Raw genomic sequence first — 12,651 nt, forward strand, 5'->3', positions numbered from 1 at the left:
GGCGGCTCGCCGGCGGCACGCGGCCGGCCGGCGTGCGGCGCCGCTCAGACGCTCGCGGTCTGGCGGATTTCCTGCAGCAGATAGCCGAAGCCGCGCACCGTGACGATTTCGACGCGGCACTGCTCGAGTTTCTTGCGCACGCGATGCACGTAGACTTCGATTGCGGTGTCGCCGAGATCGCCGCCGAAGTGCGTGAGGTGATCCTGCAGCTGGGCCTTGCTGACGACGCGGCCGTGACGCAGCAGCAGCATTTCCAGCACCGCGAATTCGCGCGGCGACAGTTCGAGCGGCTTGTCGTCGTTGAAGATGCGGCGATCGACGCCCGACAGGCGGACGCCGCCGAGCGACACTTCCGGACGCGGCATGTCGCTGTGCGGGCCGCTGCGGCGCATCACCGCGCGGATGCGCGCTTCGAGCTCGGCCGGCTCGAACGGCTTGAGCATGTAGTCGTCGGCGCCGGAGTTCAGGCCCTGGATCCGGTCGTTCAGTTCGTCGCGCGCGGTCAGCACGATGACCGGCGTGTGGCGGTTGGTCTGGCGGAAACGCGTGAGCAGCGTCATCCCGTCGATGCCCGGCAGGCCGAGGTCGAGGATCACGAGTTCGTGGCGGTTCTGTGCCAGCGCCTGTTCGGCAAAGATGCCGTCATGCACCATGTCGACGGTGAAGCCAGCCTGCTCGAGGCTGCTCTGGATACCGCGTGCGATGGGGCGGTCGTCTTCGATCAGAAGGAGTCGCATGAAGTTCGCTCAAGTACAATGGGTTGGCGGTTCAGGCACGCGGACAGCACGACGCCGTTTCCACAGGGGCGCCGCATCGCCTGACATCAAGCATGGCGGCCAGCGAACGATTAAATCCAATCATGTCCGATATTTCGATCCACGACCTCGAAGCCGCGATCAATTTCTGGCGCGCCCGCTCGCCGTCGAGCGGCGACGAACTCAAACTCTGCGAAGAGGCCAGCGCGCTCTCCAAGCCGTATGCGCTGCTGATTGTACAGCGCGCAAGCGCGCTGCAACTGGAAGGTTTGGACCCCAGGGCGCGGAAAGCGTACGAGACTTACGTGCGCCTTAAGGATGGCTTGGAAAGTTGAAGGCTTTCGCTGAGTACATCCTAGAAAACGTTCATCGAAATGAAAAGTTGACGCGCCGCGCGTCGAAAGACGCGCGGCGGTAGAGGACGACCTCAGGCGGCCGGTTGGGTATGTGCGCACACCTGGTCGATGAACGTCGCGAGCGCGATGTCGCGCTCGGTCAGGCCGTCCGCATCGTGGGTCGACAGCGTCACGTCGACGCGGTTGTATACGTTGAACCATTCCGGATGGTGGTTCATTTCCTGCGCCTTGATCGCGACGCGCGTCATGAAGCCGAAGGCCTCGTTGAAATCGGCGAAGCGCAGGCTGCGCTGGATCGCGTCGCGGCCCGGCACGGCCGTCCAGTGCGGCAGGCCTTCGAGCCGGGTCTTGCGTTCTTCTGATGTGAGCTTGTGGATCATGTTGCACCTCGTTCGGTAACGGCGCCCGCACGCGGGCAAAGGCCACGCGGCAAAGCCGGTACCGGTCATTGTTTCATAGTTGGGCGACGGGCATTCGGTGACGGGCATCGGAAGGCGGGCGCCGGTGCACGAATCACGCCGGCGTGGCCCGCGGCCTTACGCGTCCGCGTCGTCCGGCCAGCCTTCTCCCGTGCCGCGATGCAGCACGAGATCGCCATCGCATACCGCGCCGGCCGCGAATTCGGGCAGCGCGGCCAGCCGGTCGGCCAGCGCGCGGCCGTCGACGTCGGCCAGCGCGAACAGCTGCGCGAAATCGTCGATCACGAAGTAGGTCTTCTGGAACGTGTCGATCCGGTACCGCGTGCGCATCACGCGCTCGAGGTCGAAACCGAGCCGGTTCGGCGCCGCGCTTTCGAGACTGTAGAGGCTCTCGCCCTTGCTCGACACGATCCCGGCGCCATAGATCGACAGCCCGTTCATGCCGTGCGGGTCGCGGATCAGGCCGAATTCCACCGTATACCAGTAGAGGCGTGCCAGGCGCGCGAGCGCCGCTTCGTCGTCCGCGACCGCGAGCGCGGTGCGGCCGTAGGCCTGCATGTAGTCGGCGAACACTTGCTCGATCAGCAACGGCACGTGGCCGAACAGGTCGTGGAAGCAGTCGGGTTCCTGCAGGTAGTCGAGCTGGTCCGGGCGGCGCATCCACCAGGTGACCGGAAACCGCCGGTTCGCGAGGTGCTCGAAGAACACGCGATCGGGCACGAGGCCCGGCACCGCGACGATTTCCCAGCCGGTGACCGGCTTCAGCTGGCGATTCACGTCGGCGAACGACGGCACGCGATCGGCCGGCAGGTCGATCTTCCCGAGCCCGGCGACGAACGCGTCGCACGCGCGACCGCGCAGCAGCGCCGACTGGCGCGCATAGAGCTGCTGCCACACCGCGTGGTCGACCTGGCCGTAACGTTCGAGCGGCTGGTCGATGGTGAAATCGGCGCGGGTTTCGAGGCCCGCATCGAACTGCTCCTGCAGTTTCGCGGTGACGACGGTGGACATGGTGAGGCTCTGCACGCTGTGATGGGAACCATGCAAGTGTAGAGCGGGGGACATGCGGAATGGGCGCAAAGATGGCGTTGATTCGCTTGATGATGCGATAATCGCGCATCAAAACAGGAATCAATGCGGAGAATGCTCATGCTGGAACTCGATCACTTCGATCTCGCGCTTCTCGACGTGCTGCAGCGCTTCGGCCGCGCGACGCACCAGCAGCTCGGCGAGGAGGTGCCGCTGTCGCCGTCGCAGATCGGCCGTCGGCTGCAGCGGCTCGAGGCGGCCGGCGTGATCGAAGGCTATCGCGTGATGTTGCGCCCCGAAAAGCTCGGGCTCGGCGTCACCGCGTTCACGAGCCTGAAGCTCAAGCACCACGGCGATTCGATCATCGAGCAGTTCCAGCAGCAGATCGACGTGCTGCCCGAGGTGCTCGAATGCCATGCAGTGGTTGGCGATGCCGACTATCTGCTGCGGATCGTCGCGCCGGATCTCAACGCGCTGTCGCAGTTCGTGATGAAGAAGCTGATGCGCGTGCCGGGCGTCGACAGCGTGCGCTCGAACATCGTACTGACGACGTTCAAGCGCAATGGCGCGCTGCCGCTCGCGCACCTGGCGCCCGGCGCCGCGTGACGCGGCGGCAGGGCTGGCGGCGGGGCGCAAGGCGGCGCCGCGGATAGGGCTCGATCAGGCCGCTGCGGATTGCGCGTCGGCGTTCAGCAGGTCGACGTACGCGACCGCGACGAGATCCTCGTGCGCCACGCCGAGCTTCTCGAACACGTCATGCGCCTCGGCTTCGCCCCCGGCTTCGTCGTCGTCGGGGCCGAGCACCACTTCCAGTTCGATGAAGTCGCCGAGGCCGTCGACGCGGTCGAGGTGGATCCGCGTGCGGCCGACGAGGTACACGTGCCGTTCCTTCGTCACGATGCCGCGCGTGGTCAGCGCGGTCGCGAGCAGCGAGTGCATCGCGTCCGGGTTCGTGACCGGGCTGCGCGTGTAGTACGACGCTTTCGGACCGTCGCGATCGTCGCGCTGGTAGAAGATCAGTTCGGCCGGCGTGCCGTCTTCGAAGCGGCGCAGCTTCAGCCGGCCGCGCGGCACGTCGTAGAAGAAATCCTGCTGGCGGTAGAAGAGCGGTGCTTCGGTTGCGAGCGTCGCGGCGCGTTCGCGCAGCTGGTCGAATTCGCGGGCGCGGGCTTTGATCTCGATGTTGCGGGCCATGCGGGTCTCCTTCAATCAGGGGTCTCGCGGTGTGCGAACGGACAATCTAGCAAAAAGCCTGCGATGGTGGCGTGACGAGCGACCGGCGCGCGGCAACGCGACGCGGAGCGGGCGATTGGGGCTCGTATGTGATTTTCGCCGGTCATGCGCGGGCGAGTTGGCGATTTGAAAGATCCGCAAGATCCGCAAGATCCGCAAGTCAGCCGCAAAAGTCCACTGCACGACCCGTCACACCGACATCAGCCACGCTCATATCGCCCACTGCGTCTCGATCAGTCGCAGCGCGGCCGCGATTGCCGGTTCGTCGCGCCGTTCGACGAGCGCCACGAATGTCAGCTCGGTCGGCACCGTTACGCGTTCGACGATCGTCAGCGCGTGCGCGTGCGCTTCGGCCAGCGCGGTCGAGTCCCGCGCGAGCGTCAACCCGATCCCCGATTTCACGAGATCGAGCATCGACTGCTCCTGGTCGACCTCGGCGACCTTCACCGGCTGCGCGCCGGCCGCCGCGAACAGCCGCGACAGCAGCCGGTGATGGGCGGACGCCGGCGGCGTCCAGATCCACGGCAGCGCGGCGAGCGCGCGCCAGTCGTGCGCGCGCTGCACGCGCTCCTTCCAGCCGGCCGGCGCGAGCACGCGGTACTGGAAACGCGTGAGCGTGACCGTGTGGAACAGCGTGTCGTCGCGCGGCTCGTCCTCGCCGGGCCGGCCGATGTAGTAGCCGACGTCGAGCGCCCGCGCGCGCACCTGCTCGAGCACCCAGCCGGACATCCCGTGCCGCAGCGCGGTTTCTATCTGCGGATGGGTTTCGACCAGCGCGCGCAGGAAGCCGCCGAGCCGCAGGAAACCGGGGTCGAGGATCGTGCCGATCCGCAACTGGCCGCGCACCTCGTGCCGCAGCGCGGCAGCGGCGCGCTGCACGTCGGCGGCTGCGGCCAGCGCGCGCTCCGCATGCGGCAGCAGCGTCTGGCCGTCGCGTGTGAGCGCGAGCCCGCGCGACGTGCGCGTGAACAGCGTGACGCCGAGCGTTTCCTGCAGATGCTTGATCTGCAGGCTGACGGCCGGCTGCGTCAGGTGCAACTGCACGGCGGCGCGCGTCAGGTTGCCTTCGCGGGCGACCGTCGCGAACGCACGGAGCAGGGTGAGATCCATCGTCGTGATATGAGCGCAGCTTATAACGCAGTTCAGCATAACTCATTGGATCGGCGGATGGCAGGCGGAGTACGCTTCATCGATCGCGTCGCCTGCGACGCACTATGCTGAAAACGACGCGCGGGATTGCGCCGCGCGGGACACAACAATGCGCTTTGCATGGGGCACGAGTAAGCGATGAAGTGCTAACTCGGGTCGACCGCAAAGCACGGGGCACGAGTAAGCGCTAAAGCGCCAACTCGGGTCGACCGCAAAGCATGGGACCCGAGTAAGCGCTAAAGCGCTAACTCGAGTCGACCGCCGTGGGGATGGAGTAAGCGCTGAAGCGCCAACTCCATCCAGCCACGCCATGGGACCCGAGTAAGCGCTGAAGCGCTAACTCGGGTCGACAGGAGACACGTCGTGACGACTCAACGCACGCTCGAGGACGAATTCGATTACGTGATCGTCGGCGCGGGCACCGCAGGCTGCGTGCTCGCGAACCGCCTGACCGAGGATCCCGAGATCCGCGTGCTGCTGCTCGAAGCGGGCGGCAAGGACGACTATCACTGGATCCACATCCCGGTCGGCTATCTGTACTGCATCGGCAATCCACGCACGGACTGGCTGTACAAGACACAGCCGGAGGCGGCGCTCAACGGCCGCGCACTGTCGTATCCGCGCGGTCGCGTGCTCGGCGGCTGCTCGTCGATCAACGGGATGATCTACATGCGCGGCCAGCGCGAGGATTACGACAGCTGGGCGCAGGAAACCGGCGACGCGGGCTGGTCGTGGGACAGCGTGCTGCCCATCTTCAAGCGCAGCGAGGACCACCACGCGGGTGCGAGCGACGCACACGGCGCAGGCGGCTACTGGCGCGTCGAGAAGCAGCGGCTGCGCTGGGAGATCCTCGAATCGTTCGCGCAGGCCGCGCAGCAGACGGGCATCCCGGCGACCGACGATTTCAACCGCGGCGACAACAGCGGGGTCGGCTATTTCGAGGTGAACCAGAAGCGCGGCGTGCGCTGGAATACGTCGAAGGCGTTCCTGCGGCCCGCGATGACGCGCCCGAACCTGACCGTGATAACCGGCGCGCATGCGCAGCGCGTGATCGTCGACGGGCGGCGCGCGGTCGGCGTCGAGTATCGCGGCGGCGGCACCGACTACGTCGCGCACGCACGCGCCGAAGTGCTGCTGACCGCCGGCGCGGTGAATTCGCCGCAGCTGCTCGAACTGTCGGGCATCGGTGCGGGCGCACGGCTGCAGGCGCTCGGCATCGACGTCGTGCAGGACCTGCCGGGCGTCGGCGAGAACCTGCAGGATCACCTGCAGCTGCGGATGGCATTTCGCGTCGAAGGCGTCCGCACGTTGAACACGCTGTCCGCGCACTGGTGGGGCAAGCTGATGATCGGTGCCGAATACGCGCTGCTGCAACGCGGGCCGATGTCGATGGCGCCGTCCCAGCTCGGCGCGTTCGCAAAATCCGATCCCGACGATCCCGCGCTCACGCGCCCCGATCTCGAATATCACGTGCAGCCGCTGTCGCTCGAGCGCTTCGGCGAGCCGCTGCACAGCTTCAACGCCTTTACGGCGTCCGTCTGCCATCTGCGGCCGAGTTCGCGCGGCAGCGTGCATATCGCGAGCCCCGATGCCGGCGTGGCGCCGTCGATCGCACCGAACTATCTGTCGACCGACCACGATCGCCAGGTCGCCGCGAACGCGCTGCGCCTCACGCGCCGCATCGCATCCGCGCCGGCGCTCGCGCGCTACCGTCCGGAGGAGATCCTGCCGGGCGAGCGATACCGGACCGAAGCCGAACTGATCGAAGCGGCGGGCGCGGTCGGCACGACGATCTTCCATCCGGTCGGTACGTGCCGGATGGGGCGCGCGGACGACGCGCGTGCCGTCGTCGACAGCCGGCTGCGCGTGCGCGGCATCGCCGGGCTGCGGATCGTCGACGCATCGGTGATGCCGTTCATCACGTCGGGCAACACGAATTCGCCGACGCTGATGATCGCCGAGCGCGCAAGCGACATGATTCGCGCCGATCGACGCGCGGCGCACGACGCGACGCAGGTGCGAATGGACGCGACGATGACGGCTGCGTGACGCCACGCTGACACGCGCGACAGCGGGCTGTCATCCGAGCGCCCGCTGTTTCGCTATGCGAAGCAAAGGTGACGCGCGAGCATCACAATGACACGGGCCGGCGATGCGCACGGCAATTGCTTCGCGCACCCGCTTATCGCTTATGTCACGCGGCTTTTTTTTGCGCGACGACATGACGCGCAGCGTCACATGCATGCGTTCAATCAGGCACGTCCGATGCGAGCATGCGCACCTTGATGATGCGCGCGTCAAAATAGCGCGTCGAAAATTCTCGCTCAGCCGCGCCCGATATGGCAGCCCGCCCTATAAGTGCAAATCCCGATGATTGCACTGCACCAACGGCGCGACAATGTTGCGCAGTGTGCATACGCGTCGGCGCGGGAGACCACCCTCGAGGCGTAATACGGCGCCCCGGGGGCAGCCCGCTGATCCGCGGACTTGTTCGCGGTCGCTTGCGCGAATCCTCCCGGTGCTTCGCCTGACTTCGTACGGAAGGGAACATGATTCTCGGCGACACGATTCTCGAAACACGCGGACTGACGAAGGAATTCAGGGGCTTCACCGCCGTGAACGGTGTCAACCTGCGTGTGCGGCGCGGCGCGATCCATGCGTTGATCGGACCGAACGGCGCGGGCAAGACCACCTGCTTCAACCTGCTGACCAAGTTCCTGACACCGACGGCCGGCCAGATCGTCTTCAACGGCATCGACATCACCGACGAGCGGCCCGCGCAGGTCGCGCGGCGCGGCATCATTCGTTCCTTCCAGATCTCGGCGGTATTCCCGCACCTGACCGCGTTGCAGAACGTGCGCATCGGTCTGCAGCGCGCGCTCGGGACTGAATTCCACTTCTGGCGCAGCGAGCGCACGTTGCGGCGCCTCGACGATCGCGCGATGGATCTCCTCACGCAGGTCGGCCTCACCGATTTCGCGCACGTGCCGACGGTCGAACTCGCATACGGCCGCAAGCGCGCGCTCGAGATCGCGACGACGCTCGCGATGGAACCCGAACTGATGCTGCTCGACGAGCCCACGCAAGGGATGGGCCACGAGGACGTCGATCGCGTGACCGCGCTGATCAAGAAGGTGGCGAGCGGCCGCACGATCCTGATGGTCGAGCACAACATGAACGTGATCGCGGGCATCTCCGACACGATCACCGTCCTGCAACGCGGCGAAGTGCTGGCCGAGGGCTCGTATGCGGAAGTGTCGAAGAATCCGCTGGTGATCGAGGCCTACATGGGCAGCGCCGATGCGGCGCTCGCGGGGGCGCACGCATGAAGCACAGCGAACGGGAGGAACGCGAATTGAGCGGCGTCGAGAGCGGCACGCCCGCGCTGGAGATCACGGGCCTCGAGGCCTGGTACGGGGAATCCCACATATTGCACGGTGTCGACCTGAGCGTTCATCGCGGCGAGGTCGTCACGCTGCTCGGCCGCAACGGCGCGGGCCGCACCACGACGCTGCGCGCGATCATGGGCCTCACCGGCCGCCGCAGCGGCTCGATCAAGGTTTCGGGCAACGAGACGATCGGCCTCGCGACGCACCGCATCGCGCATTTCGGCGTCGGCTATTGCCCGGAGGAGCGCGGAATCTTCTCGAGCCTGTCGTGCGAGGAGAACCTGATGCTGCCGCCGCCGATCGGCCCGCGCGAGCACGCGATGTCGCTCGACGAGATCTACACGATGTTCCCGAACCTCGCGTCGCGCCGGCAGAGCCAGGGCACGCGGCTGTCCGGCGGCGAGCAGCAGATGCTCGCGGTGGCGCGGATCCTGCGCACCGGCGCGAACCTGCTGCTGCTCGATGAAATTTCCGAAGGCCTCGCGCCGGTGATCGTGCAGGCGCTCGCGCGCATGATCGTCGCGCTGAAGGCGCGCGGCTACACGGTCGTGATGGTCGAACAGAATTTCCGCTTCGCCGCGCCGCTCGCCGACCGCTTCTACGTGATGGAACATGGCCGCATCGTCGAGCATTTCCGCTCATCCGAACTGGAAGGCAAGATGCCGATCCTTCACGACCTGCTCGGGGTGTGACGCCGCCCCGTTTCCCTTGCCGCTAGCCGTGGCGGCCTACGAACAACCACAACGCATCAGAACAACAGGAGACGTCAATGAAAATGAAGACCCTCGCACACGCGTGTCTGGCGGTCGCGACCGCAGCGTTCACCGCCGGCGCCGCACACGCCGCGGATAGCGTGAAGATCGGCTTCATCACCGACATGTCGGGGCTGTACGCGGACATCGACGGGCAGGGCGGCCTCGAGGCGATCCGGATGGCGGTCGCCGACTTTGGCGGCAAGGTGCTCGGCAAGCCGATCGAGGTCGTCTATGCCGATCACCAGAACAAGGCGGACATCGCCGCGTCGAAGGCGCGCGAATGGATGGACCGCGGTGGGCTCGACCTGCTGGTCGGCGGCACGAACTCCGCGACCGCGCTGTCGATGAACCAGGTCGCGGCCGAGAAGAAGAAGGTCTACATCAACATCGGCGCGGGCGCCGACACGCTGACCAACGAGCAGTGCACGCCGTACACGGTCCACTACGCATACGACACGATGGCACTCGCGAAGGGCACCGGCTCGGCGGTGGTGAAGCAGGGCGGCAAGAGCTGGTTCTTCCTGACCGCCGACTACGCATTCGGCAAGGCGCTCGAGAAGAACACGTCGGACGTCGTGAAGGCGAGCGGCGGCCAGGTGCTCGGCACGGTGCGGCACCCGCTGTCGGCGTCGGACTTCTCGTCGTTCCTGCTGCAGGCGCAGTCGTCCAAGGCGCAGATCCTCGGCCTCGCGAACGCGGGCGGCGACACGATCAACTCGATCAAGGCCGCGAAGGAGTTCGGCATCACGAAGACGATGAAAATCGCCGCGCTGCTGATGTTCATCAACGACGTGCACAGCCTCGGCCTCGAGACGACGCAGGGCCTCGTGCTGACCGACAGCTGGTACTGGAACCGCGACGCGACGGCGCGCCAGTGGGCGCAGCGCTACTTCGGCAAGATGAAGAAGATGCCGTCGAGCCTGCAGGCGGCCGACTACTCGTCGGTGACGACCTACCTGAAGGCGGTCCAGGCGGCCGGCACGACCGACTCCGACAAGGTGATGGCCGAGCTGAAGAAGGCGAAGATCAACGACTTCTACGCGAAGGGCTACATCCGCCAGGACGGCAGCATGATTCACGACATGTACCTGATGGAAGTGAAGAAGCCGTCGGAATCGAAGGAGCCGTGGGACTACTACAAGGTGCTCGCGACGATTCCGGGCGAGCAGGCGTTCACGACCAAGCAGGAGACGCGCTGCGCGGCATGGAAGTAAGCGCGGGCGCGGCCGCAGCGATGTGGCCGCTGCACCGCCCGCGTGCACGACGGCATGACGGTTGCGCACGCAACGAAACTCATTCGGACGGCTAAGTCGATGGAAATCTTTGGCATTCCGTTGCCGGCGATGCTGAGCCAGTTGCTGCTCGGGCTCGTCAACGGCTCGTTCTACGCGATCCTGAGCCTCGGGCTGGCGGTGATCTTCGGGCTGCTCAACGTGATCAACTTCGCGCACGGCGCGCTGTTCATGCTGGGCGCGATGCTCGCGTGGATGGGGCTGTCGTATTTCGGGTTGCCGTACTGGGCGATGCTCGCGCTCGCGCCGCTGATCGTCGGCGCGTTCGGGATCCTGGTCGAGCGCTCGATGCTGCGCTGGCTGTACAAGCTCGATCACCTGTACGGGCTGCTGCTCACGTTCGGCCTCACGCTCGTCGTCGAAGGCGTGTTCCGCTCGATCTACGGGTCGTCCGGCCAGCCGTACGACGTGCCGTCGCAGCTGTCCGGCGCGACCAATCTCGGCTTCATGTTCCTGCCGAACTACCGCGCGTGGGTGGTCGTCGCGTCGCTCGCGGTGTGTCTCGCGACCTGGTTCGTGATCGAGAAGACGCGCCTGGGCGCCTATCTGCGCGCGGGCACCGAGAACCCGAAGCTCGTCGAGGCGTTCGGCGTGAACGTGCCGATGATGATCACGCTCACCTACGGCTTCGGCGTCGCGCTCGCGGCATTCGCGGGCGTGCTCGCGGCGCCGGTGATCCAGGTGTCGCCGCTGATGGGCCAGCCGATGATCATCACCGTGTTCGCGGTGGTCGTGATCGGCGGGATGGGCTCGATCCTCGGCTCGATCATCACCGGGCTGATGCTCGGCGTGATCGAGGGCTTCACGCGCGTGTTCTATCCGGAAGCGTCGGCCACGGTGGTGTTCGTGATCATGGCGATCGTGCTGCTGATCCGCCCGGCTGGCCTGTTCGGCAAGGAAAAATGATGCAGAGAAAAGTGCTCTACGGCGTGCTGCTCGCCGCACTGCTCGCAGCCCCCTTCATCGGCGCGTATCCGGTGTTCGTGATGAAGGTGCTCACGTTCGCGCTGTTCGCGGCCGCGTTCAACCTGCTGATCGGCTATACGGGGCTGCTGTCGTTCGGCCATGCGATGTTCCTCGCGACCGCCGGCTACGCGACCGGCTATACGATCCAGACGCTCGGCTTCACGCCGGAGCTCGGCGTGCTCGTCGGCACCTTCGCCGCGACGCTGCTCGGGCTCGTCGTCGGCCTGTTCGCGATCCGCCGGCAGGGCATCTACTTTGCGATGATCACGCTCGCGTTCGCGCAGATGGTCTATTTCATCTACCTGCAGGCGCCGTTCACGCACGGCGAGGACGGCCTGCAGGGCGTGCCGCGCGGGCATCTGTTCGGGGTCGTCGACCTGTCCAACGACGTCGCGCTCTACTACGTCGTGCTCGCGGTGATCGTCGCGGCGTGCGCGTTCATCGTGCGCATCGTGCACTCGCCGTTCGGCCAGGTGCTCGTCGCGATCAAGGAAAACGAGGCGCGCGCGATCTCGCTCGGCTACGACACCGACCGTTTCAAGCTGCTCGCGTTCATCCTGTCGGCCGGGCTCGCGGGGCTGGCCGGTTCGCTGAAGGTGCTGGTGCTCGGCTTCGAGACGCTGTCCGACGCGTACTGGACGATGTCGGGCCTCGTCGTGCTGATGACGCTCGTCGGCGGGATGGGCACGCTGTTCGGGCCGCTGCTCGGCGCGGCGCTGATCGTCGCGCTGGAGGACCGGCTCGGCGACATCGGCGAATGGCTCGCGTCGATGACGGGCATCGGCTGGTTCCACTCGCTCGGCGAATCGGCGACGATCGTCACCGGGCTGATCTTCATCGCATGCGTGCTTGCGTTCCGGCGCGGGATCGTCGGCGAGATGGTCGCACGGGTCAAGACGCTCAGGCCGTCCTGATTGCAGCGCGCCGCGGCGTGGCGACGCGTTGATGCGAAGCACCATCCGGCGCGGCCGGGAAGGGCGTCGCGGCGGCCTCGGGACGGTGCCGCGCGGCAAGGCTGGTGCCCCATTTTCGTGCGGCGATGCACCATAGGGGTAAATGCTAAGTTGTCGCAGAGTGAAAGGTCCTTTAATCTTCGTTTCAGTTCTGATGCACCGCGAAACGAATTTGCAGGTGGAGAACGAGGAGACAATCGAGGCACAAAGTGCCCGGACCCCAAAGCGCTGTTGGACGGAATCCAACAGCGCTTTTTCATTTGTGTGCGCGAATTTCCATTGATGGTGCAGGCGAGTGGCGCCGCGTTTCCCGCCCGTTTCTGCCTCACCTCATCTCGCATCGCTCGCGTTTCAT

Annotated in this window: 13 protein-coding genes; 8 read left to right on the top strand and 5 right to left on the bottom strand. The window is 66.1% G+C overall.

The genetic code is table 11. From position 1 onward, the window contains the following. Positions 1 to 44: 44 nt before the first annotated feature. Complete coding sequence (locus tag DID99_RS21475; protein WP_006401494.1) at positions 45 to 737, bottom strand: response regulator transcription factor; 693 nt, start codon at positions 735 to 737, stop codon at positions 45 to 47. Between the two features lie 122 nt (positions 738 to 859). Here DID99_RS21475 and DID99_RS21480 point away from each other — a divergent pair, with 122 nt between their 5' ends. Next, the gene (locus tag DID99_RS21480; protein WP_044845220.1) at positions 860 to 1,090 is read left to right on the top strand and encodes a DUF3717 domain-containing protein; all 231 of its coding nucleotides are present in this window, start codon (positions 860 to 862) and stop codon (positions 1,088 to 1,090) included. A 92-nt stretch (positions 1,091 to 1,182) separates the two neighbouring features. Here the strand turns inward: DID99_RS21480 and DID99_RS21485 are convergent, their stop codons facing one another. Next, entirely contained in the window at positions 1,183 to 1,491 is a 309-nt protein-coding gene (locus DID99_RS21485) for a 4a-hydroxytetrahydrobiopterin dehydratase (RefSeq protein WP_044845221.1), read from the bottom strand. Between the two features lie 156 nt (positions 1,492 to 1,647). Continuing rightward, on the bottom strand, positions 1,648 to 2,541 hold the full coding sequence (gene phhA, locus DID99_RS21490) for a phenylalanine 4-monooxygenase (protein ID WP_221623058.1): 894 nt from the start codon (positions 2,539 to 2,541) through the stop codon (positions 1,648 to 1,650). Between the two features lie 138 nt (positions 2,542 to 2,679). Here phhA and DID99_RS21495 point away from each other — a divergent pair, with 138 nt between their 5' ends. Then, a complete protein-coding gene (locus DID99_RS21495; RefSeq protein WP_006408082.1) occupies positions 2,680 to 3,165 on the top strand; it encodes an Lrp/AsnC family transcriptional regulator in 486 nt (161 codons plus the stop codon). A gap of 54 nt (positions 3,166 to 3,219) precedes the next feature. Here DID99_RS21495 and DID99_RS21500 read toward each other — a convergent pair whose 3' ends face one another. Beyond that, the gene (locus DID99_RS21500; protein WP_124571496.1) at positions 3,220 to 3,753 is read right to left on the bottom strand and encodes a class IV adenylate cyclase; all 534 of its coding nucleotides are present in this window, start codon (positions 3,751 to 3,753) and stop codon (positions 3,220 to 3,222) included. A 249-nt stretch (positions 3,754 to 4,002) separates the two neighbouring features. Beyond that, entirely contained in the window at positions 4,003 to 4,902 is a 900-nt protein-coding gene (locus DID99_RS21505) for a LysR family transcriptional regulator (protein WP_124667524.1), read from the bottom strand. A gap of 402 nt (positions 4,903 to 5,304) precedes the next feature. Between DID99_RS21505 and DID99_RS21515 the strand changes: the two genes are divergently transcribed. From DID99_RS21515 to DID99_RS21540, 6 genes are all read left to right on the top strand, one after another. Beyond that, on the top strand, positions 5,305 to 6,990 hold the full coding sequence (locus DID99_RS21515) for a GMC family oxidoreductase (RefSeq protein WP_124667525.1): 1,686 nt from the start codon (positions 5,305 to 5,307) through the stop codon (positions 6,988 to 6,990). Positions 6,991 to 7,490: 500 nt separating this feature from the next. Then, positions 7,491 to 8,270, top strand: a complete 780-nt coding sequence (locus DID99_RS21520) for an ABC transporter ATP-binding protein (RefSeq protein WP_040142748.1) — start codon at positions 7,491 to 7,493, stop codon at positions 8,268 to 8,270. Further along, a complete protein-coding gene (locus DID99_RS21525) occupies positions 8,267 to 9,022 on the top strand; it encodes an ABC transporter ATP-binding protein (protein WP_124486816.1) in 756 nt (251 codons plus the stop codon). The genes DID99_RS21520 and DID99_RS21525 overlap by 4 nt, the downstream gene beginning before the upstream one ends. Positions 9,023 to 9,099: 77 nt before the next feature. Further along, positions 9,100 to 10,299 (top strand): ABC transporter substrate-binding protein, encoded by a 1,200-nt coding sequence (locus DID99_RS21530; RefSeq protein ID WP_044845227.1) that lies wholly within the window; start codon positions 9,100 to 9,102, stop codon positions 10,297 to 10,299. Between the two features lie 99 nt (positions 10,300 to 10,398). Further along, positions 10,399 to 11,283 carry a branched-chain amino acid ABC transporter permease gene (locus DID99_RS21535; protein WP_124571494.1) on the top strand — a complete coding sequence of 295 codons (885 nt, stop codon included), beginning with the start codon at positions 10,399 to 10,401 and terminating at the stop codon, positions 11,281 to 11,283. After that, positions 11,283 to 12,257 carry a branched-chain amino acid ABC transporter permease gene (locus DID99_RS21540; RefSeq protein WP_044845249.1) on the top strand — a complete coding sequence of 325 codons (975 nt, stop codon included), beginning with the start codon at positions 11,283 to 11,285 and terminating at the stop codon, positions 12,255 to 12,257. Before DID99_RS21535 ends, DID99_RS21540 begins: the two co-directional genes overlap by 1 nt. Positions 12,258 to 12,651: the final 394 nt, after the last annotated feature.

This window comes from Burkholderia sp. Bp8986, from assembly GCF_003854225.1.
Classification (GTDB): Bacteria; Pseudomonadota; Gammaproteobacteria; order Burkholderiales; family Burkholderiaceae; genus Burkholderia.

Bases quoted from the DNA above. Each gene is read 5' to 3' on its own strand.
- DID99_RS21480 (WP_044845220.1), top strand. From the start codon at position 860: ATGTCCGATATTTCGATCCACGACCTCGAAGCCGCGATCAATTTCTGG.
- DID99_RS21495 (WP_006408082.1), top strand. From the start codon at position 2,680: ATGCTGGAACTCGATCACTTCGATCTCGCGCTTCTCGACGTGCTGCAG.
- DID99_RS21500 (WP_124571496.1), bottom strand. From the start codon at position 3,753: ATGGCCCGCAACATCGAGATCAAAGCCCGCGCCCGCGAATTCGACCAG.
- DID99_RS21475 (WP_006401494.1), bottom strand. From the start codon at position 737: ATGCGACTCCTTCTGATCGAAGACGACCGCCCCATCGCACGCGGTATC.
- phhA (WP_221623058.1), bottom strand. From the start codon at position 2,541: ATGTCCACCGTCGTCACCGCGAAACTGCAGGAGCAGTTCGATGCGGGC.
- DID99_RS21505 (WP_124667524.1), bottom strand. From the start codon at position 4,902: ATGGATCTCACCCTGCTCCGTGCGTTCGCGACGGTCGCCCGCGAAGGC.
- DID99_RS21485 (WP_044845221.1), bottom strand. From the start codon at position 1,491: ATGATCCACAAGCTCACATCAGAAGAACGCAAGACCCGGCTCGAAGGC.
- DID99_RS21520 (WP_040142748.1), top strand. From the start codon at position 7,491: ATGATTCTCGGCGACACGATTCTCGAAACACGCGGACTGACGAAGGAA.
- DID99_RS21525 (WP_124486816.1), top strand. From the start codon at position 8,267: ATGAAGCACAGCGAACGGGAGGAACGCGAATTGAGCGGCGTCGAGAGC.
- DID99_RS21535 (WP_124571494.1), top strand. From the start codon at position 10,399: ATGGAAATCTTTGGCATTCCGTTGCCGGCGATGCTGAGCCAGTTGCTG.
- DID99_RS21530 (WP_044845227.1), top strand. From the start codon at position 9,100: ATGAAAATGAAGACCCTCGCACACGCGTGTCTGGCGGTCGCGACCGCA.
- DID99_RS21540 (WP_044845249.1), top strand. From the start codon at position 11,283: ATGCAGAGAAAAGTGCTCTACGGCGTGCTGCTCGCCGCACTGCTCGCA.